This window comes from Micromonospora sp. ZG13, from assembly GCF_059359355.1.
This window is the reverse complement of sequence record NZ_JCADBQ010000010.1, coordinates 31,092-51,738: the sequence shown is the minus strand read 5'-3', so window position 1 is coordinate 51,738 and position 20,647 is coordinate 31,092. Positions and strand designations below refer to the sequence as shown.

Sequence of the window (20,647 nt, the reverse complement as noted above, 5' to 3'; positions counted from 1 at the left end):
AGAGGGGTCCCATGAGCCGTCTTCTGATCGTCAGCAGGATCATCCCGGGCGCGGAGGGTCGGGTGGCGCAGATCTTCGCCGAGTCCGACGCGACCGAGCTGCCCGCCCTGACCGGGGTCCGCCACCGGTCCCTGTACTGCCTGCACGACCTGTGCGTACACCTGATGGAGACCGCCGACGTGGCACCGGACGCCCTGGCCGACGCCCGTAACCACCCGCTCTACCGGCAGGTCAACGAGCGGCTCTCCGCGCACACCACGCCGTACCTGCCGACCTGGCGCTCGCCGCGCGACGCGATCGCGGGCTGCTTCTACCGGTGGGACGCCGCCGACGCGACCTCGTCGTCGCATCCGGCCGGCTGAACGGGGCGGTCGCCATGTCGTCCAGACCACCCCACGTACTGATCATCGGGGCCGGCACCGGCGGGCTGTGCCTGGCGCACGGCCTGCGCCGGGCGGGGATCAGCGTCGCCGTGTACGAGCGCTACCGCACGCGCGGCGAGGGGCTGCTCGGCTACCGGGTCGGCATCGGACCGACGGGGAGCCGCGCGCTGCGCGAGTGCCTGCCGCCCGCCCTCTTCGACGTGTACCTCGCCACCTGCGCCCGCTCCCCCCGCTACTTCAACGTCATCACCCAGGGGATGCGCCGCACCGCCTCGTTCACGCTCCGGCCGGACACCGACCCGGTGAACACCGAACGGTCCGTGGCCCGGATGACCCTGCGCCAGGTCCTGCTCACCGGCATGGAGGACGTCGTCCACTTCGACAGGACCTTCACGCGGTACGACCAACGCGACGACGGCACCGTGACCGCGCACTTCGCCGACGGCAGCACCGCCACCGGCGACCTGCTCGTCGCCGCGGACGGCACGCACTCGGCGGTACGCCGCCAGTACCTGCCGCACGCGGTCACCCGCGACGCCGGCACCATCAACATCGCCACCCGGATACCCCTGACCCCGCACACCCGGGGGCTGCTGCCGGAGCGCATCGAGCAGGGCATCTCGCTGATCTTCGGCACCGGCGGGATCATGGGCGTGCTGCACGTGATGGAGTTCAAGTGGGACCGCGACGGGGCACTCAAGCCCGGCGTGGACCCCGCCGACGCCGAACTGCTGCGCGGCTGGCCGGGGCTGCGCCACGACAACACCCGCGACAACATCAACCTGGTCGTGTGGAGCACGGCCCGCCGCTTCCCCGCCGACGTGATGCAGCGGCGCGGCGAGGAGCTGATCCTGCTCGCCCTGCGGCTCACCCGCAACTGGCACCCCCACCTGCGCGAACTGCTCGCCCGCGGCGAGCCGGACAGCGCCCTGCCCATCAAGGTGTCCACCAGCGAACCGGTGCCGCCGTGGAAGAGCAGCACCGTCACCCTGCTCGGCGACGCCATCCACACGATGACGCCGGGACGCGGGGTGGGCGCCAACACGGCCCTGCGCGACGCCGCCCTGCTCTGCCGGCAGCTGCGGCAGGCCGCGACGGGCGACAAGACGCTGCTCCAGGCGGTGGCCGACTACGAGGCCGCGATGGTGCCGTACGGGTTCGCCCGCGTCGCCGACTCGCTCAACCGCAGCGGCACCAACGGCGACGACCGGATGTACAAGCCCGTCGTCGGGCGGCTCGCGCTGCTCGGCGCGCGGGGCTACTTCGGCGTCACCAGTCGGGTGCCCCGGCTGGCGCGCCGGTTCGTCGACGACTTCTACAGCTACCGGGGCGAGGAGGACTGACTGTCCGACGGGGACCCCGGCGCCGCCACGGGTGCCGGGGTCCCCCGCGTACCCGGTCCCGCGGACGACGACCTGACACGTACGCCCCGACGGCGACCCTGCGTCGCCCGCCGGACACCGCCGGTGCGATCCGTCCCGCGCGACGGCGGACATCCGGTCCTGCCCGTCGGCGCCTACGCGCGTGTGCGAAGCTGCGGCGAGTTTTTCTCGCGGGTTTCCGGACGTGAACGATAGGGAGGTTTGCCGTGACGTGGTCTTTCGGGCACTGGCTGATACTGATCGTGGCCCTGGTGGTGGGTGCGGCGGGCGGTTGGTTCTGGCGCGGCCGGCAGGACGCCGCGACCGCCACGCACGGCTCGCCCATGGTGGATGGTGACCCGGTCGCCGGCATGACCGCCGTGGTGGTCGACCCGCCGCCCGTCGCGACCCTCGACGAGGCGCGGCCGGAGGTGACCGTGGATCCCAGGCCGGACGCCGTCGCCGACCGCGTCCCCGCCGCGCCCGGGGCCGACGCCCCGACCGACGCCGACCCGGCGACCGCCCCGTCGGCCACCGTGGTCACGGCCGACGCGTCGCGGGCCGACGACGTCGACCCGGCCGACATGGCCCTGACCGGTGACCCGGTGCCGGCGCCCGACACCGACCCCGCGCCGCCGGCCACCGCCGCCGACGCCCGGCCGGACCACGAGATCGTGCTGCCGGTGGCGGCCGAGGTGACCGGTCCCGTCGACCACCGGCCGGCACGGGAGGCCACCCCGGCCGCCGAGCCGCGGGACGTCCCCGCCGCGACGCAGGAGCCCACCCCGGCCGCCGTCATCCCGACGCCGGCGGACGTGACCGGGCCGGAGACCGCGCCCACCCCCGCCGCCGAGCCGGAGCCGACCCCTGTCGTCGCGGTCGAGCCCGACCCCGCGCCCGCCGCCGCCACCCTCTCCCCGGCCGAGCCGGAGACCGCGCCCGTCGTCGCGGCCGCCTCCCCCGCCGAGTCGCAGCCGGCAGACGCACCGGCCGAGCCGGAGCCGGCCCGCACCGCGCCGGCCGAGCCGGCCACGGCCGTCGCCGTCGAGCCGGCCACGGCCGTCGCCGTCGAGCCGGCCACGGCCGTCGCCGTCGAGCCGGCCACCGCCACCGCTGTCGAGCCGGCCACGGCCGCCGCCGAGGTGGACGTTCCGGCCACGGCGGTCGACGCACCCGTCGAGGCGGAGTCGACGCCGGTCGAGGCGGTCGTCGTGCCCTCGCCGCGCGGCGAGGTGACCGCCCCGCCCGCCGCCGACTCCGACGCCGCCGACGACTTCCGTCGGATCCAGGGCGTGGGCCCGAAGATGGCCGCGGCGTTGCAGGCGGCCGGCATCCGCACGTACCGGCAGCTCGCGGAGCTGGACGAGGCCGCCCTGCGGGAGACGATCCGGGCGGCCGGGCTGCGGGCCGCGCCGAGCCTGGCGACCTGGCCGCAGCAGGCGAAGGTGCTCGCCGGCGCCCCGCAGGAGGCGGCCACCGCCCTGCCGACCCCGGTGGGCGGCACCGACGCCTGACCGGCGTGACCCCGGCCGCCGTACTCGCCGTCGGCGCCGGGGCGGGGGCGCGTACCCCCGCACGATCGAGCCGACATCGCGGCGTCCGTCTCCCGGGCGCCGCGATGTCGTCCTTCCGGCCCGGGGCGCGGGCGGAAGGTGTGCCCGCGTCGGCCGCACGCGTGGTCCCCGGCAGGGCCACCGGCGGGCCGTTAGCCGTTCATCGCGATTGGGTACAACGCCCAGCACCTCGATCCACCACACCCTTGCGGAGGCAGCGATGCGCGGCACGTCGATATTCGGAGTCCTGGTCGTGATCTGGCTGATCATCGGCGCGGTCGCCGCCGGGCAACGCGGCTACTACAACAACGACGACACGAACTGTGCCGAGGCCGGCACGATCCTGGTGACGATCGTGGCCGGGCCGCTCAACTACATCGGCGCCAACCCCAAGGTCGACTGCGAGCTGCCCCAGCCGTCCAAGTAGGACCCACGCCCTCCGGCCCGCGCCCGCTCGGGGCGCGGGCCGCGCCATGTCCGGAGCAGTCCGGGCACTCCCCCCTCCTTTCCGGGCCGTCGTGCCCGCCGCTGTCGTCGCGCTCTCCGCCGCGTCGCGCCGTACCTCGATCCCCTCCGCCCGCCCGGCCGCGCTCCTGGCACCTGCCGGGCAGCACGTGTTGGCGTCGCCGTGGCGGCCCACACACCTCGTAGAGCGTCCTAGGAGGCTGGGGTTGTCGTCCTCGGCGCGCCGCGTGGTGTGGCGGTGCCGATCGACGGTGGCGGTGTGCGGTGCCTGTCGACGGTGGCGGCGAGGTGTCGAGGCGCCGCCACGTGCGGCCGCCGGCGCGGCGCCGCGACGTTTGCCCGCCCCGGCCACGGGAACCGGCGTTGCGCCACCACTGCCGCACGGGACGGGAGCACCGGGATGAGGATCGGCTACAAGCTCGCCGCCGAGGGGTACGGGCCGCAGGAGATCATCCGGCAGGCCGTCCGGGCCGAGCAGGTGGGCTTCGACTTCGTCGAGATGAGCGACCACTTCCATCCGTGGCTCGACACCCAGGGGCACTCGTCGTTCACCTGGAGCGTGCTCGGGGCGGTCGCGGCGAAGACCGAGCGGATCGGCCTGGCCACCGGGGTCACCTGCCCGACCGTCCGCTACCACCCGGCGATCATCGCGCAGGCGGCGGCGACCATGGCGCTGGTCTCCGAGGGCCGGTTCACCCTCGGCGTCGGGGCCGGGGAACGCCTCAACGAGCACGTGGTGGGGCAGGGTTTCCCCAGCGTACGGGGCCGGCACGAGCGGCTCCGCGAGGCGCTGGAGATCATCCGGCTGCTCTGGCAGGGCGGCTACCGGTCGTACGAGGGCAAGCACCTGCAACTGGAGGACGCCCGGGTCTTCGACCTGCCGGAGACCCCGCCCGTGATCGCGGTGGCCGCCAGCGGCCGCTCCTCGGCGACGATGGCCGCCGAACTCGGCGACGGCCTGTTCGTCACCGAGCCGGAGGCGTCCATCGTCGAGCACTACCGGCAGGCCGGTGGCGACGGCCCCCGCTACGCCGAGGTGCCGATGGCCTGGGCGACCGACGACCAGCAGGCCGTGCAGGCGGTGCTGGAGACCAGCCGGTGGATGGTGACCGGATGGAAGGTGATGAGCGAGCTGCCGAACCCGGTCAACTTCGACGCCGCCAGCGCGTACGTCGAGGAGCGGCACGTGCGGGAGCTGTTCTCCGTCGGGCCGGACGCGGAGGCGCACGTGGCGCACGTGCGTGCCTACGTCAAGGCGGGCTACGACCACGTCGTGCTCCAGAACGCCGGCCCCGACCCGGACGGCTTCCTCGACTTCTTCGCCGGCGACCTCGCCGCCCGGCTGCGCGCCCTCGGCTGAGCCGCCCACGCGCCCCGCCGGCCGGCGCCCCCACGACGCGAGAGGGCGCACCCGGCCGCCGCGATCGCGATGATCGACCGGCGGGGCCGGATGCGCCCCGGGCGGCGGGCCGCCCCTGCCGGGACGGCCCGCCGACGACGGGTCAGCGGAAGCAGTTGGCGACCGGCACCCTGCTGCCCTCGCAGTTGGTGGGCTCGTTGTCGATGATGTCGGTCTCGTCGTCGACCCTGACGCGGGCCTTGTCGGCGAAGAGGCCGCCCGGCTTCACGGTGGCGACGTTGCCGGCCACCCGGCTGGAGTAGAGGGAGACCTGGCCCAGCGTCGCGAAGATGCCCCCGCCCGTGGACTTCGCGCCGACGGCGTGGTTGCGCTCGACCTCGCTGCGGCGCACCAGGAGGTTCGACTTCTGGGCGTGGATCCCGCCACCGGAGCCCCGCGCCGTGTTCCCCGAGACGACGCTGTCGTCGAGCGGGACCAGGCCCTGGAAGGTGGAGATGCCGCCGCCGTTGCCCGTGGCGGTGTTGTCGCGTACCTCCAGGCCGCGCAGGAAGATCAACGCGTCCGAGTTGGCGATGCCGCCGCCGGTCTGGGCGGTGTTGCCCACCACCTTCGTGTCGGCGACCCGGGTACGCGCCGAGAAGCTGGCGACGCCGCCGCCCTGCGCCGCGTTGTTGTGCGCGAAGGTGCTCGAGTGCACCTCGGCCGCGCCCCGGTAGTTGGCGAGGCCGCCGCCGTACGCCACGGCGCTGTTGCCCCGGAACTGCGAGGTCTCCAGGCTCAGCACGCCACCGTTGAGCAGGCCCCCGCCCTTGCCCGCGGTGCCGGCGGCGTGGTTGTCGACGAACGTGCTGCCGGCGACCGCCAGGTGCCCGTCGTTGAAGATCCCGCCGCCGCCCCCCTCCGCCGAGAGGGAGGTGCTGTCGACGATCGTGGTGCGCTCGACCACGGCGGAGGCGCCGTGCACGACGTGGATGCTGCCGCCCTCGGCGGCGGAGAGGCCGTTGCGCAGCACCACGTCCGACAGCGTCAGCTCCCCGCCGTCGCGGACGGTGAAGAACCGGAACGCCTCGGCGTGCACGTCACGCACGATGGTCGCGCCCTCGCCCCGGATGGAGATCGGGTGGTAGATGACGGGCAGTCCGGCCCGGTCGTGCTGCGGGTTGCGCGGGGGCGCCTCGGCGTCGCCGGGGTTCTCCGCGCTGTCGGCGGCCTCCCGGGCGTCGCGGATCCCGCCGTCGTACTCGTCGGGCTGCTGGAACGCGTGGGTCAGCTCGTACGTGCACTTCGACGCCAACCGCAGGTCGGCGCCGCCCTCGGCGTTGGCCCGGACCAGCGCCGAGATCAGCTTCGCCGAGTCGCACGGCACCGGGACCTCCGGGCGCTGCCTCTGCCCCGGGCGTGCGGGCCGGCCGTCCGGCTTGCCGCCGCGCCGCTCCTCGCGGGCGTGGTCGCGGTCCTCGACGGCGTCGCCGCGGTGGCCCTCGTCGGAGCGGTCGTCGGCCCGCAGCGCCAGCGCGGGCACGTCCGAGGCGGCGGGCAGGTCCCGGTCGGCGGCCACGGCGGAGACGCCCGTCAGCCCGGCCGCCCCCGCCACCAGGCCGCCCGCCACGAGGCCGCCGGCTAGGAACCACCGCGACCGTCGTCTGGGTGGTGCTGCCCGTCGGCCCCCTTGATTTGTCGTCATCAGGCTTTCCTGCCTCTCGCGCGTGCGTGTCACGGCCGCGTCGAACCGGACGCGGGACGGCTGACGTCGCGACAACCGCCGAAAGCCACGATACGGACGAGAAACGGGCAAGTCCCTTGAACATGAATAAACGTACCATTCGCCTTCACGGGTACGAATGGGCGCGGGCCTCCCGGCGCCGCGGCGGGCGCCGGTCAGCCGCCGACGTGGATGCCGGGCCGACGGGTCGGGTCCGGCTCGGACTTGCGGATGATCTCCCGTACGACGGGCGGGGTGTCGCCACGGCCGAGGATGAGGTAGCGCAACAGGTGCGCCAGCGGGTTGCCCTCCGACCACTCGAAGTGGGCGTGCGGGCGTACGCCGGTGGCGTCGCGCAGCGCCAGCAGGATCGCCGCGATGGCGTTGGGAACCGCCGGGCTGGCGGCCCGCAGCACCCGGAAGCCGCCCACCTGGACGCCGCGCACCCGCAGCACCTGGCTGAACTCCGACGGGTCGACCACGTCGATCTCCAGGAAGAGGATGTCGCCCTCGCCGGGCACCGGGTTCATCCCCCGCTGCGCCCGCTCCTTGACCGTGTACTCCTTGACCGCGCCACCGGCCCGCTTGTGGGCGATGAGGTGCAGCCGGCCGTCGTGCGCCAGCGACTCGGCGATGAACCGGCGGGCCGGCTCGTCGAACTCGATCCGCTCCGTACGCAGCTCGGTGGTGCGGGTCACCCGCGAGACCAGCGAGACGACCACGATGGCGAGGATGAACAGCGCGGAGATGGCGATGCCGTCGGGCTTCGCGACGACGTTCTCGACGAGGGCGTACAGCAGGACCACGGTGAGCACGGCGAAGCCGCCGGCCACGACGCGCTCCCGGCGGCGGGCCGCCGAGATCGTGACCGCCACCGCGGCGGAGACCATCATGGCGAGGATGCCGGTGGCGTACGCCCCCGCCTGGTCGTTGACGTCGGCCCGGAACACCACCGTGATCGCGACGCTGACCAGCGTGTAGACGATCACGACCGGCCGCACGGCCCGGGCCCACTCCGGCGCCATGCCGTAGGTGGGCAGGTAGCGGGGCACGATGTTGATCAGACCGGCCATCGCGGAGGCGCCGGCGAACCAGAGGATCAGCGCGCTGCTGGCGTCGTAGACGGTGCCGAAGCCCTCCCCGAGGCGCTCGTGGGCGAGGTACGCCAGCGCCCGGCCGTTCGCGGCCCCGCCCGGCTCGAACTCCCGGGCGGGGATGAGCACCGTGGTGACGAGGGTGGTCGAGACCAGGTACACCGACATGATCAGCGCGGCGGCGGTGAGCAGCCGGCGGGCGTTGCGGATCCGCGCCGCCAGCCGTGCCTCGCGGTCGGCCCCCGCACCGGCGACCAGCGGCATCATGCTCACCCCCGTCTCGAAGCCGGAGAGCCCGAGCACCAGCAGCGGGAAGGCCAGCACGGCGGTCAGCGCCACCTCGCCGGGGCCGGCACCGGCGGTCAGCGCGGCGGTCCAGTCCGACAACGTCCCCGGGTTCGCCGCGATCCCGGCCAGCCCGTCGGCCACGATCAGCGCGTTCAGGACCAGGAAGACCACGACCAGCGGGACGGCCACCGCGACCGCCTCCCGGAAGCCGAGCAGGAAGACCCCGCCGAGGACGAGCAGCAGCACGACGGTGACCCCGACGGCGACGCCCGTGCCGCCGACGCCCTCGGGCACGTACGGGTTCTCCAGCAGGTGCACGGTGGCGTCGGCCGAGGAGAGGGTGATCGTGATGATCCAGGAGGTCGCCACGAACCCGAGCAGGACCAGCACGAAGATCTTGCCGCGCCAGAACGGCAGCAGCCGCTCCAGCATCGCCACCGAGCCCTGCCCGTGCGGGCTCTCCCGGGCCACCCTGCGGTACATGGGCAGCATGCCGAACAGCGTCAGCGCGACGATGAGCAGGGTGGCCAGCGGGGAGAGCGCCCCGGCGGCCACCGCCGCGATCCCGGGCAGGTACGACAGGGTGGAGAAGTAGTCCACCCCGGTCAGGCACATGACCTGCCACCACGGGTGCGAGCGGGCCTGCCCCTCCGCCGCCTCGGGACCGACCGGCTGCACCCGGTGGGCGAACAGCCAGCGGCGCAGTGGGCTCAGCGGCGCGGCGGGCCGGGTGGGGCTGGCCTGCGCCTCCGGGACGGCGACCGGGCGCCGGGCCCGGCCGTCGGGACGGGTCGGGTCCCGGGCCGCGCGCAGGTCCCGGGGCGGACCGGCGGGCGGCGGGCGGCGACCACGCGTGCGCCGCGACCTCGGCCCGTGCTCGTCACGCATGCCCCGTCCCCACCCTCGGCGGTCCTGACCCGACCGTAGGCGGTCGCCGGCCGCCCGCCCGCCGGAACGGTGAAGCCGGGAGGACTCAGTCGCCGTCGGGCGCGGCCAACGCACGGGCCAGGGCGTCGGGGTCGGCGACGGTCACCGTCGCCCCGGGGTGCCGCAGCCACCCGCCGGGCAGCAGGGCCGGCACCGGCTCGGCGAAGCGGAGGCAGAGCCCGGCGGCGGTGCTGCTGGCGAAGGTGACGCCGGCGTCGGCCAGCGACAGGCGCGTACCGATCCCCCGCCACCAGCGGTACGGCCCGGTGGGCGCGACGCCGACGACGTTGCGCCGGGCGGTGCGCAGCCGCCACGGGCCGAACCGGATCACCAGCTCGGCCGCGTCGACGTCGACCCAGGCCGTCGCCGGCCGCACGCCGACCAGGGCGAGCGCCGGCCGGAACACCGGATTCAAGCGGAACCCGAACCGGCGGGCGCCGCCGGTCATCGCGGGATCGCCCCCACCGGCGCCAGGTGCCCCGCCGGTCATCTCAGGCCGTCCCGCCCGCGCAGGATCCCCTGTCGGTCATCTCGGGACCGTCCCGCCCGCGCCGGATCCCCCGCCGGTCATCGCGGACCGCCCCGGCCGGCAGGGCGGGCCTCGCCCGGGCGGGCGGGGCGGGACGGGGCGGCGGGCCGGGGGCGGGGTCGGGCGGCGGGTCGCCGGGCCGGATCACTCATGGCGCGGGCGTACCCCGTGCGGGCCGGCCGACACCCCCCGGGCCGGCCGACCCGCGAACACCCCGCGCCCCGACCCGGCGTACCCCCGGCCGGTCGGACCGCCTGACCACGGGCCCGGCGCCCCCCGACGGGCGAGCCCTGGTCAGGCGGGGGACGCGTCCCCGCGCTCCGCCGATTGCCGGATGCGAAGCGCGGGGACCCCCCGTCCCGGCTACTGCAGGAACGCCCCGAGGGGCGAGAGCAGCAGCCGGCCGAGCGCCGCGGCGGTCTCGTCCAACCGCGCGCGCTCGCACTCGTGGGCGGCCGGATCGTGCCGGCACCGCCAGATCTTCTGCGCGTTGCGCCAGGCGACGTCGCGGGTGTACTCGACCAGTTCCCCCTGGTACCAGTCGTCGATGTCGCCGTTGAGCATGTCGATGAGCAGCTGCCACCGCTCCAGGTAGCCGCGCCGCAGACCGGGGATCTTGTCCGCGAAGATGTCGTTGATCTTCAGGTAGTCGCGGTGCTGGTCGGTGCCGTCCACCGGCTCCGACTCCAGGCTGTCGAACGTGGTCACCAGCGCGAACGGCAGATCGAAGTTGATGTGCGCGTTCACCCCGGCGGCCGCCGACGGCAGCGGGCGTGCGTCCGGGCCGCGCATCCGCTGGAACAGGCAGGCCCACGCCTTCGGCGTGCCCGGGCTCGCGTCGGTCCACAGCCGCATGGCGTCGAAGTAGCGGGCGGCGAACTCCACGTCCAGCCGGGACAGGAACACCGGGTCGGCGAAGCGGTCGTCGTAGAGGCCGTTCAGCACGCTCTCGGTGATCGTCAGGTACAGCCGGTTGAAGTCGGCCAGCGGGCAGCTCGCCTCCAGCGGAGGCAGCCGGACCAGCAGGTCCTGGAGCTTGGTGAGATGGTCGACGACCGCCGGCACGTCGGCGGGATGATCGGCGAGCAGGTCGACGATGTCCCGATGCACGGGCCCCCACACCGGTTCCGTCATCTCTCCTCCACAGTGGTCCCCGACAGCCCCGTGCCGTCGGCGACGCAGCACAGCCTGCCAGCCGGCGGCAGCCGGCCGGATCAGTAGAACGACGTATCCCCGCCGCGCGTCAGCCGCGCCGGTTGCGTAGGAAGATCGCGCTGGCCTGCACCCGGGTGCGGACGTGCAGCTTGTCGAAGATGTGCGAGACGTGCACGCCGATGGTGCGTTCGCTGATGAACAGCCGCTGGCCGATCTCCCGGTTGGTCAGCCCCTCGGCGACGGCGGCGAGGACCTCCCGCTCCCGGGCGGTCAGCGCCGCCAGCTCGTCGCCGTCCGCGCCGACGGCCGGGCCGCCCGCGGCCGGGCGGTCCTCCAGCGGCACCCGCGCCCGCCCGGCGAGCGTACGGATCTCCGAGGTCAGCGGCACCGCGCCGAGCCCCTGCGCCACCTCGTACGCCTGCCGCAGCAGCTTTGCCGCCGTGGCGCTGCGCTTGCGCCGGGCCAGCAGCGCCTCGGCCTGCCGCAGCCGCGAGTACGCCGCCGGGTAGGGGTGGTGCCGGCGGTCCCACTGCGCCACCGAGCGGGCCCACAGCTCCGGGTCGCTGCTGTCCAGGCGGCTCACCTCGGCGGCGCACAGCGCCAGGAAGCCGTCCACCACGTCGCGCACCGGCCGGGCGGCGTGCTCGCTCTTGCGGGCGACCCGGTCGGCCACCTCCCGCAGCCGCCGTAGCGCCGTCGGGTCGACGGGCACGGCGCGGCTGGCGTGCGCCTCGGCCTCGGCCCGCAGCCCGTGCCAGACCAGCGCCGCGAGGATGCCCACGTCGTCGGAGCGGCTCTCGGTCAGGCCGCGCTGCACCGCCTGCCGGGCCAGGTCGTGCCGGCCCTGCCACATGGCCAGCCCCGCCCGCAGGGTGAGCAGCGGGATCACGTGCCGCGCCCCGCCGCCGGCGAGCACCGTGGCGACCGCGTCCAGGTCGCGGTCGGCGGCCTGGATGTCGCCGTAGCCCACCGACAGCCGGCAGCGCGCCAGCAGCAGTTCCACCGCGTCGGCGCCGGAGGGGCGGTGCCGCAACGCCGCCGCGACGACCTTCTCCGCCTCGGCCCACTGGCCGACCCGGAACAGCCCGTTGGTGGCGATGGCCAGCAGCCGGGTCTCGTACGTGCGGCCCAGGCCGAGCTCGGCCACCCGCTCGGCGCCGCGGCGGGCGACGACGACGCCCTCCTCCAGCACGTTCAGCGGGCCGGTCAGCAGCTCCGCCAGGTGCAGGTACGCGCACGCCACGTCCTCCGGGCGGCCGGCGCGCTCGGCGGTCTCCAACGCGCGGCGCATCACCGCCAGCCCGGCGTCCGGGTCCTCGAGGTAGGCCTCCGAGAAGCCGAGCGCGGCGCTGGCCAGCACCACCTCCGACGCGGAGCCCGGCACCTCGGCGGAGAGCTCCAGCGCCTCCCGGGCCCGCCGGCCCGCGTCGGCGTAGCGGCCGAGGTGCAGCAGCAGCTCGGCCAGGTGCGCTGCGGCGGTGGCCCGTTCCCGAGGGGTGCAGTCGGCGGCCTCCAGGGCCCGCTGGTACTCGGCCTCCGCCGGGGCCGACCGACCGGCGGCGGCCAGGTAGCGGGCCCGGCGGATGTGCAGCGCGCACGCCGACGGGTCGGCGTCGGCGGCGGCCAGCTCCTCCAGCAGCGTCAGCGCCCGGGCGTGCTCGCCGCAGTGGTGGGCGGCCTCGGCGGCGTGCCGCAGCAGGGTGACCCGGTCCACGTCCGGCGCCGCGACGCCCGGCGCGGCGGCCAGCTGCAACGCGACCGACCAGTGCCGGTGCGCCTCGGCCCAGCCGTGCAGCCGCTCGGCCTCGCGGGCGGCGGCCATCGCCGCCGGCAGCGCCCGCGCCGGCTCGCCGGCCAGCCGCCAGTGGTGCGCCAGGCGCGCCTGGTGCAGCTCGGCCGGGGCCGCGGTGAGCGCCTCGGCGTAGCGGCGGTGCAGGGCGGCGCGCTCGGCCGGCAGCAGTTCGTGCTCCAGCACCTCGGCGACCAGCCGGTGCCGCAGCCGGTAGCCGTCGTCCGCGCTCACCAGCAGCCGGTGCGCGACGGCCGCGCGGACCGCCTCGATCACCTCGTCCTCGGGCAGCCGCACCACCCGGGCGAGCAGCCAGTGCTGCACCGGCTCGACGCCGGTCGCCACCGCGTGCACCACGGCGTGCGCGTGCTCCGGCAGCGCGTCCACCCGGGCCAGGAAGATCTCGCGCAGCGTGTCGGAGAGCCCGTGCCTGCCGTCGCGCAGGTCGCGGGCCAGCTCCTCCACCACGAACGGGTTGCCGCCGCTGCGCTGCCACACCAGCTCCGCCGCCTCACCGGCGAGCGGCCGGCCGACCACGGCGGCGGCGAGCTGGTCGGTGCCGGCCCGGTCCAGCGGGGCCAGGTCGAGCACCCGCACCGTACGCAGCCGGCGCAGCTCGGTGAGCACCCGGCGCAGCGGGTGCGCGCCCTGCAACGACTCGGCCCGCACCGCAGCGAGCACGGACAGCTGGAGGTCGCCCAGCCCGGCCAGCAGGTAGAGCAGCAGCTGCCGGGTGCTGCGGTCGACCCACTGGAGGTCGTCCAGGACCAGCACCAGCGGGCGGCCCTCGGCGATCAGGTGCAGCCCCTGCGAGACCCGCTCCAGCAGCGCCCCGGCGCCGTCCGGGCCGGCGGTCTCCTCGGCGAACGTCCGCAGGAGCCCACGGACCGCCGAGGAGGTCTTGGCGTGGGCGCCGGTCAGCTCGACGTCGAGGCGGCGCAACGCCTGCAGCAGCGGGTGCAGGGGCGACGCGTCGCCGATGTCCAGACAGGAGCCGGTGAGCACGAGGGCCCCGGCGTCGCGCAGCCGGTCGCCCACCTCGCGCAGCAGGCGGGTCTTGCCGACGCCGCTCTCGCCGGTGAGGAACACGGCGGCGGTGTGCCCCTGCGTGACGTCGTCGAGCAGCACGGACCGTACCGTCGTCACGAGGTCGGCCCGGCCGACGAGTGGTGCCGTGTCCACGTCGCTGGCCATGGCTCGCAGCCTAGTCACAGGTCCCCGCACCGTTCTACGGGTCTTTCGCGCCTGTGGTACTCCTCGCGTCGACTTTACGACCGAAGGTTGCGCACGGTCGACATACGTCGTTCGGCAGATCCCCCACCGGCCGATCGGTGACAGTGTCCGAGGCGTCGTCAGCCACCGCGGGGAAAGGCGGGTGCGATGCCCATACCCACCATCGTCGCTGGTCCGCAGCGGGTCACCTCGGCAGGCTGGCCGGTGCCGGAGGAGAGACGCCTGGTCACCGTGCTGTTCGTCGACATCGTCGGGTCGACCACGCTCGTCGACCGGCTCGACCCGGAGGACGTGCGGGCCCTGCAACGGGCGTACTTCCACACTGTCGGCGGGGTGCTGCGCCGCTGGCAGGGGGTGGTCGAGAAGTACGTCGGCGACGCGGTGCTGGCCCTGTTCGGGGCCCGCCGCTCCGACGGCTTCGACGCGTACCGGGCCGTGCGGGCGGCACTGGAGATCCAGGGCGCCCTCGACCGGCGGCCGCCGCCCGGGGCGCCGCGCCTGCGGGTCCGGGCCGGGGTGGCCACCGGCGAGGCGCTGGTGGACCTCGCCGCCGCGCGCGACGGCTGGCACGGCGTGGCCAGCGGCGCGGTGATCACCACCGCCGCCCGGTTGCAGGAGTACGCCCCGCCGGGCGGGGTGGCGCTCTGCGCGGCCACCCACCGCGCCACCGTGGGCCTCGTCGCGCAGCACCGGGTGCCGCCGGTGGCCCTGGCCGGCAAGGCGCTGCCGGTCGACGTGTGGCACGCCACCGGCGCGATCCGGCCGGCCCCGGCCCGGCACGAGGGACCCCTGGTCGGGCGGCGGCGCGAGCTGGCCGCCGCCCGGGACCTCATCGTCCGGGCCGTGCGGGACCGCAGCCCGCGCTGGCTGTCGCTGGCCGGTCCGGCCGGTAGCGGACGCAGCCGGCTGCTGCACGAGCTGACCCGGGCGGTACCGACCGTGGACGGGGCGCCGGTGCGGTGGTGCGTCGCGCACTGCCCCCCGTACCCGCAGCCCCTGGCGCCCGTCGCGGACCTGGTGCGCGGGCTCGCCGACCTGCGCGACGACGACGCGCCGGCGACGGTCCGGCGCCGGCTCACCGCCGCCCTCACCGACCTGGTGCCGCCCACCGGCCTGACCGGGGCGGTGTCCGCGCTGGAGGCGCTGCTGGCCGCGCCGGACGAGTCCCGCGCGGCGGTCCGGGGCGCCGAGGTGGCCCGGGAGGTGCTCCTGGGGCTCGCCGCCCGGCAGCCGGTGCTGGTGGCGGTGGACGACCTCGACCGGGCCGCGGTGGCGCTGAGCCACTTCCTGCGCCGGCTCTTCGCGGCGGCCAGCGCGCGGTCGCTGCCGCTGGCGGTGGTGACGCTGCACCGTCCGGAGTGGGCGGACGTCCTGCCCGAGCCCCGGGACCGGTGGCACCGGTTGACGGTGCCGCCGTTGCGCCCGGTGGAGACCGGACGGCTGCTGCGCCACCTGCTCCAGCGGGCCGGGCGGCCGACCACGGCGGTGGCCCGGCTGCTGCCGCTGGTCGGGGGCAATCCGGGGCGGGCCGCCGCGTACGTCGCGTCGCTCGGCGCGGCGCAGTCCGTGCCGGAGGAGGTACGCCGGGAGGTCGACGCCCGGCTGGACCGCCTCGACGGGGCGCGCCGGGCCGTGCTGATGGCCGCCGCGACGGTCGGCGCGGGGCTTCCCGCCGCGACGGTGGCGCGCCTGCTCGACTGGGCGCCCGGGCGGGCCGCCCCGGTGCTGCGCGCCCTGGTCTCGGCGGGTCTGCTGGTCACCCGCCCGGACGGCCGGTACGCCGTCGCCGACGCGGTGGTCCGCGAGGTCGCGTACGCCCGGCTGCCGAGGGCGGCGCGGGCCGCGTTCGCCCGCCGGGCCGGACGGTCGGCGGAGGCGGGCGCACCGCCGGTGCCCGCGGTCGTCGCCGACCCCACCGGCCGGCCGCCCGGTCCGGCGGGGTGTCCCGCGCCCGCGCCGGTGGTGGCCGCTACCGGGCAGCGCGGCGGGGCGGAGCGGGTGGTGCGGCTGCGCGGTTGGACCCCGATCCGGGGTCGCAGCCTGTCGTCCGACCCCGACCGGGTCGTCGTCCCGGGTCGCGCGGCCCCGCCGGACGGTGCGGCGGATGGTCGGGGCGTCGCGGCCGCCGCCCGGCCAGGCGGCTCGGCGCGGCGACAGGGTCGCTGGCGACGGCGCAGCTGGATCCTGCCGCGCGGTACGCCGATCGCGGCGTGAGCGGGCACGCGCCGGACGGGCGCACCTCCCCCACGATCCAAGCTAACAGGGGCCGGAACCGGGCGGTATCGGGCGCCCGGCCGAGTGCGCGGGGCACGCCGGCTGGCTAGGTTCGCCCGATGCCTGTCAAAGAAGTCACCGCCTCCGCCGCCGGCACCTGGACGCTCGGGGACCGGACCGTGCGCCGGATGGGGTTCGGTTCCATGCGGCTCACCGTCCACCCGGACCGGGCGCGCGCCGTGCGCGTCCTGCGCCGGGCCGTCGAGCTGGGCGTCAACCACATCGACACCGCCGCCTTCTACGTCTCGCCGGGCGGACCGCTCGGCGTCGGCACCGGCTCGCCCCGCTACGCCACCGAACTGATCCGCGAGGCCCTCGCGCCGTACCCGGACGACCTGGTCATCACCACCAAGGTGGGGCCGTCCTTCGACGAGGCGAGCCGGCACCGCGAACTGACCCCGTCCGAGCTGCGCCGGGAGGTGGAGGAGAACCTGCGCCGGCTCGGCCGGGACCACCTGGACGTGGTGAACCTGCGGATCGTCCGCAAGCCCGGGCGGGACTCGGTGGCGGAGCGCCTCGCCGCCCTCGCCGAGCTGCGCGACGCCGGCCTGATCCGGCATCTCGGACTGTCCAACGTGCGGGTGGACCACCTGGACGAGGCACGCGACATCGCGCCGGTGGTGTGCGTGCAGAACGCGTACGCCCTCGACGTGAACCGGTGGGCCGACGAGCTGCTGCGGGTCTGCGGCGAGCGGGGCGTCGCCTTCGTGCCGTTCTTCGCGATCGCGGGCGCCAGGCGGGAGGCGGGCACCGGCGACGACCACGACGAGGCCCTCCGGGCGGTGGCGCGCGCGCACGGCGCGACCCCGCAGCAGATCCGCCTGGCCTGGACGCTGCACCAGGGGCCGCACGTGCTGGCCATCCCCGGCACCGGCGACCCCGCGCACCTGGCGCAGAACGTGGCGGCCGGGGCGATCCGGCTCACCCCCGAGGACCTGGCCCGCCTCCGCTGACGCCCGGCCGGCTGGCGTGGCGGGGTGGCGGGATGACGGGGGTGACGGCGGTGACGGGGGTGGCGGGGGCGCCGGGTCAGCGCAGCGACTCCAGGCGCCGCACCAGCTCGTCGGGACCCGGCATGGCGGCGATCTCGGCGCCGACCTGCCGCGCCGCGTCGCGCAGCCCGGTGTCGGTGACGAGCCGGGCCAGGGTGTCGGCGGTGATGTCGCGGGCCCGGGCCGCGATGCCGGCGCCGCGCGCGGCCACCAGCTCGGCGTTGTGCCGCCGGTCGCCCGCCCCGACGGTGGCCAGCTGCGGCACCCCGGCGATCAGCGCGCTGAGGACGCTGCCCGCGCCGCCGTGGTGCACCAGCGCCGCGCTCGCCGGCAGGGCCGCGGGGATCGGGATCCAGTCGACCGTACGCACGTTGCCGGGCAGTCTCCGGCGGGCCAGCCGCGCGTCCGGGCGGACCAGCACGAACTCGGCGTCGACCCGGTCGGCGACGGCGACGACGGCCGGCATCGGCCCGGCGCTGCCGGGGCCGGCGAGGGTGCTGCGGCTGACCAGCACGCGTGGCCGCTCGCCCGGCTCGCGCAGCCAGTCGGGCAGCTCGCCGCCCGCTTCGGTGGCGTAGCGCATCGGCCAGCCGTGCTGACGCAGCACGCTGGGCGGGGCGACGGCGATCGCGGCGGCCGGGGGCGGCAGCTCGGCGAGGCCGTGCCGGCGCAGGGCCGGGCCCAGCCGCGCGAGGGTGGCCCGGGCCAGCTCGCGGCCGTCGAAGAGGGCGTTCTCCTGGCGTACGGCGGGCACGTCGAGCGTCGCGGCGGCGAGGGCCCCGGCCACCGCGAACGGCTCGTGGACCACCAGATCGGGCCGCCACTGCCCGGCGAGGGCGACCACCGCGTCGGCGAGCTGGTCGTTGACCGCGCCGAAGAGCAGCCCGGCGCCCCGGGTGCCGGCGGTGCCGGCCAGCTCGGCCCGGGCGATCAGCGGGTGGCGCAGCAGCACGCGGCGGGCGATCCGGCCGAAGTCGAACCCCGGCGCGACGTCGCGCGACGCCAGGCCGGGCCGCACCGCCCGCAGGCCGTCGGCGGCGGTGGCGACGAGCACCTCGTGCCCGGCGTCGCGCAGCGCGGCGGCCAGCGGCAGCAGCGGGGCGACGTGCCCGATCAACGGCGCGGACACCACCAGTACTCGCACGGCGCCGATGCTAGCGGCGGCGCGGCCCGTCGTGGGGGCACGCGGTGCGGCCCGGCCGGCGGCGAGGGTTCAGCGCGCGGTCGGGGGCAGGGTGCGGCTGCGGCCCCGGAACTCGGCCACCACCTCGCCGTCGTCGCGGGTGACGGTGACGTCGTAGATGCCGCTGCGGCCGTAGCGGGTGCGCTCGGTGGCGTGGGCCGTGAGCAGGTCACCCTCGCGGGCGGGACGCACGAAGGTGATCTCGCCGCCAGCGGCGACGGTGGCCGGCCCGTGGCTGTTGCAGGCGAGCGCGAAGGCGGTGTCGGCGAGCAGGAACAGGAAGCCGCCGTGGGCGATGGCGTGGCCGTTGACCATCGCGCCGGTCACCCGCATGCGGGCCACCGCCGCGCCGGCGGCGGCGTCCACCAACTCGATGCCGAGGCCGCGGGAGGCGACGTCGGCGGCGAACATGTCGTACGCGGCGTTGCGCCCGGCCACCTCAGCCGTCCCGCCGCTGCTCGACGATCCGCCCATCGGCCCGCCGCACCCCCGTCCACAGGCGGTCCCCGCGACCGCCGACCCCGTACCGTACGCCAGCCCGGGCCGTCGCGGGGCGCACCGGTCACGGACGTGCGGACCACCGGGCGCGGCTTGTTGCAACTTCTTGGCAACAAGGTCTGGACGCGCGTCGACTCCGTAACTAGCCTGACCCACATGAGTCCTTACATCACGGATGCGGCGGCCTGGCAGGAGAGCTGGGACCGCCAGCAGGAGGCCTACCTGCCGGACCGGGAGCACCGGTTCACGGCGATGCTCGACGCCGTCGACGCGGTCCGCGACGACGACCGGCCGCGGCTGCTCGACCTGGCCGGCGGCACCGGCACCATCTCCGAGCGGGCGCTGCGCCGCTTCCCCCACGCCCAGGTGACCCTGGTGGACCTCGACCCGGCGCTGCTCGCCCTCGCCCGTGCCTCGCTCGGGGACCGGGTCACCGTCGTCACCGCCGACCTGGGCCGTCCCGACTGGCACGCCGCGCTCCCCCACCGCGACTACGACGCCGTCCTCACCGCCACCGCGCTGCACTGGCTGCCGGCCGAACGGCTCGAACGGCTCTACGCCGAACTGCGGGACCTGCTGCGGCCGGGCGGCATCCTGGTCAACGCCGACCACATGCCCGACGACGCGCTGCCGCAGCTCACCAAGCGCCTGCTCGACCGGGCCCGGGACCGGCGGGCGGCCCGGTACGCCGCCGGCGCCGCGCTGTCCTGGTCGGAGTGGTGGGACCGGGCGGAGGCCGACCCGGCGCTGCGGCCGCTCGTCGCGCAGCGGCGCGACATCTACCCGAGCGGGCACAGCCCGGAGTGGACCCCGCCGGTCTCCTGGCACCTGTCCGCGCTGAGCGCCGCCGGCTTCGCCGAGGTGGGCACGGTGTGGCGGGGCGGGCCCGACGCCGCCGTCGCCGGCGTGCGCTGACGCCGCCGGACGCCCCGCCGGGCGCTAGGCTGACGGGCGCGCACCGGGTCCCCGCCGAGGCACCGGTGGGGAGGACGAGGTGACCGGACCGGATCCGCGGGTCGACCCCGACGTCGACCTGCGCGTACCCGCCGACCGGGGCGAGCTGGCCGCCCGCCCCGGCGCGGTGCTCGGCTCCGTCGCGGCCGGCGGCGCGCTCGGCGCCCTGGCCAGGGCCGGCCTCCAGCACGCCGTCCCACACGCCCCGGCGGGCTTCGCGTGGGCGACCTTCGCCGTCAACCTGACCGGGTGCCTGCTGATCGGCGTCCTGATGGCGGCGCTCGAGCGCTCCGGTGGTGGCCGACCGCTGCTGCGCCCGTTCCTCGGGGTGGGGGTGCTCGGCGGCTACACCACCTTCGCCACGTACGCGGTGGACATCCGGCTCGCCGTCGGCGCCGGCGCACCGCAGGTGGCCCTCGGCTACCTGGCGGCGACCCTGCTCGGCGCGCTGGTCGCCGTCTGGCTCGGCGACGCCGTGACCGGCCGGCTGCTCGACGCCGCCCGCCACCGCCGGCCGGGACCGGGGGCCGGGCGGTGACCGTCCTGCTGATCGCCCTCGGCGCGGCCGTCGGCGCGCCCCTGCGCTACCTCACCGACCGGACCGTCCAGGCCCGGCTCGGCGGCGTCTTCCCGTGGGGCACGCTGACGGTCAACGTGGCCGGATCGCTCCTGCTCGGCCTCCTGGCCGGGCTGCCCGTCGGTCCGACCGCCGGCGCGCTGCTGGGCACCGGTTTCTGCGGCGCGCTGAGCACCTACTCCACCTTCGGGTACGAGACGCTGCGGCTGGCGCGCCGGGGCCGGCGGTTCCTCGCGCTGGTCAACGTGCTCGCCAGCGTGGCCGCCGGCCTCACCGCCGCCGCCGTCGGCTTCGCCCTGGCCCGGGCCGCCACCGGCTGAGCCGCCAGCC

Annotated in this window: 17 protein-coding genes; 10 read left to right on the top strand and 7 right to left on the bottom strand. The window is 76.3% G+C overall.

The annotated features are described in order from the left end of the window. Positions 1–11 precede the first annotated feature (11 nt). The 5 genes from AC5L34_RS20425 (at position 12) to AC5L34_RS20405 (ending at position 5,122) form a co-directional block, all read left to right on the top strand. Positions 12–362 (top strand): TcmI family type II polyketide cyclase, encoded by a 351-nt coding sequence (locus tag AC5L34_RS20425; protein ID WP_101410495.1) that lies wholly within the window; start codon positions 12–14, stop codon positions 360–362. Positions 363–376: 14 nt separating this feature from the next. After that, complete coding sequence (locus tag AC5L34_RS20420) at positions 377–1,726, top strand: FAD-dependent oxidoreductase (RefSeq protein ID WP_441176640.1); 1,350 nt, start codon at positions 377–379, stop codon at positions 1,724–1,726. Positions 1,727–1,971: 245 nt separating this feature from the next. Next, complete coding sequence (locus tag AC5L34_RS20415) at positions 1,972–3,258, top strand: helix-hairpin-helix domain-containing protein (protein WP_494826451.1); 1,287 nt, start codon at positions 1,972–1,974, stop codon at positions 3,256–3,258. A gap of 259 nt (positions 3,259–3,517) precedes the next feature. Beyond that, on the top strand, positions 3,518–3,724 hold the full coding sequence (locus AC5L34_RS20410) for a hypothetical protein (RefSeq protein ID WP_101410499.1): 207 nt from the start codon (positions 3,518–3,520) through the stop codon (positions 3,722–3,724). A 438-nt stretch (positions 3,725–4,162) separates the two neighbouring features. Further along, the gene (locus tag AC5L34_RS20405; RefSeq protein ID WP_494826449.1) at positions 4,163–5,122 is read left to right on the top strand and encodes a TIGR03557 family F420-dependent LLM class oxidoreductase; all 960 of its coding nucleotides are present in this window, start codon (positions 4,163–4,165) and stop codon (positions 5,120–5,122) included. A 142-nt stretch (positions 5,123–5,264) separates the two neighbouring features. Here AC5L34_RS20405 and AC5L34_RS20400 read toward each other — a convergent pair whose 3' ends face one another. The 5 genes from AC5L34_RS20400 to AC5L34_RS20380 all read right to left on the bottom strand — a co-directional run bounded on the left by AC5L34_RS20400 (position 5,265) and on the right by AC5L34_RS20380 (position 13,800). Beyond that, the gene (locus tag AC5L34_RS20400) at positions 5,265–6,806 is read right to left on the bottom strand and encodes a hypothetical protein (RefSeq protein ID WP_494826447.1); all 1,542 of its coding nucleotides are present in this window, start codon (positions 6,804–6,806) and stop codon (positions 5,265–5,267) included. Between the two features lie 194 nt (positions 6,807–7,000). Then, positions 7,001–9,094 (bottom strand): APC family permease, encoded by a 2,094-nt coding sequence (locus AC5L34_RS20395; protein WP_441176644.1) that lies wholly within the window; start codon positions 9,092–9,094, stop codon positions 7,001–7,003. A gap of 85 nt (positions 9,095–9,179) precedes the next feature. Then, positions 9,180–9,581 (bottom strand): hypothetical protein, encoded by a 402-nt coding sequence (locus AC5L34_RS20390; RefSeq protein WP_494826445.1) that lies wholly within the window; start codon positions 9,579–9,581, stop codon positions 9,180–9,182. A 444-nt stretch (positions 9,582–10,025) separates the two neighbouring features. After that, a complete protein-coding gene (locus tag AC5L34_RS20385) occupies positions 10,026–10,796 on the bottom strand; it encodes a DUF5995 family protein (RefSeq protein ID WP_441176646.1) in 771 nt (256 codons plus the stop codon). A 109-nt stretch (positions 10,797–10,905) separates the two neighbouring features. Continuing rightward, positions 10,906–13,800 carry a helix-turn-helix transcriptional regulator gene (locus AC5L34_RS20380; protein WP_494826442.1) on the bottom strand — a complete coding sequence of 965 codons (2,895 nt, stop codon included), beginning with the start codon at positions 13,798–13,800 and terminating at the stop codon, positions 10,906–10,908. A gap of 186 nt (positions 13,801–13,986) precedes the next feature. Here AC5L34_RS20380 and AC5L34_RS20375 point away from each other — a divergent pair, with 186 nt between their 5' ends. Next, complete coding sequence (locus AC5L34_RS20375) at positions 13,987–16,053, top strand: AAA family ATPase (RefSeq protein ID WP_494826440.1); 2,067 nt, start codon at positions 13,987–13,989, stop codon at positions 16,051–16,053. A gap of 119 nt (positions 16,054–16,172) precedes the next feature. Further along, the gene (locus AC5L34_RS20370) at positions 16,173–17,066 is read left to right on the top strand and encodes an aldo/keto reductase (protein WP_441176649.1); all 894 of its coding nucleotides are present in this window, start codon (positions 16,173–16,175) and stop codon (positions 17,064–17,066) included. A gap of 76 nt (positions 17,067–17,142) precedes the next feature. On the opposite strand, the gene AC5L34_RS20365 is transcribed toward AC5L34_RS20370, so the two are convergent. Both AC5L34_RS20365 and paaI read right to left on the bottom strand, forming a co-directional pair. Beyond that, positions 17,143–18,249, bottom strand: a complete 1,107-nt coding sequence (locus tag AC5L34_RS20365) for a nucleotide disphospho-sugar-binding domain-containing protein (protein WP_494826438.1) — start codon at positions 18,247–18,249, stop codon at positions 17,143–17,145. A 69-nt stretch (positions 18,250–18,318) separates the two neighbouring features. Continuing rightward, positions 18,319–18,762, bottom strand: a complete 444-nt coding sequence (gene paaI, locus AC5L34_RS20360; RefSeq protein ID WP_441176651.1) for a hydroxyphenylacetyl-CoA thioesterase PaaI — start codon at positions 18,760–18,762, stop codon at positions 18,319–18,321. A gap of 180 nt (positions 18,763–18,942) precedes the next feature. Between paaI and AC5L34_RS20355 the strand changes: the two genes are divergently transcribed. The 3 genes from AC5L34_RS20355 (at position 18,943) to crcB (ending at position 20,637) form a co-directional block, all read left to right on the top strand. Continuing rightward, positions 18,943–19,701, top strand: a complete 759-nt coding sequence (locus AC5L34_RS20355; protein WP_441176652.1) for a class I SAM-dependent methyltransferase — start codon at positions 18,943–18,945, stop codon at positions 19,699–19,701. Between the two features lie 79 nt (positions 19,702–19,780). Then, complete coding sequence (locus AC5L34_RS20350) at positions 19,781–20,278, top strand: fluoride efflux transporter FluC (protein WP_441176653.1); 498 nt, start codon at positions 19,781–19,783, stop codon at positions 20,276–20,278. Then, positions 20,275–20,637: a fluoride efflux transporter CrcB gene (crcB, locus tag AC5L34_RS20345; RefSeq protein WP_441176654.1), complete on the top strand. Its 363-nt coding sequence runs from the start codon at positions 20,275–20,277 to the stop codon at positions 20,635–20,637. The genes AC5L34_RS20350 and crcB overlap by 4 nt, the downstream gene beginning before the upstream one ends. The last annotated feature ends 10 nt before the right edge of the window (positions 20,638–20,647 follow it).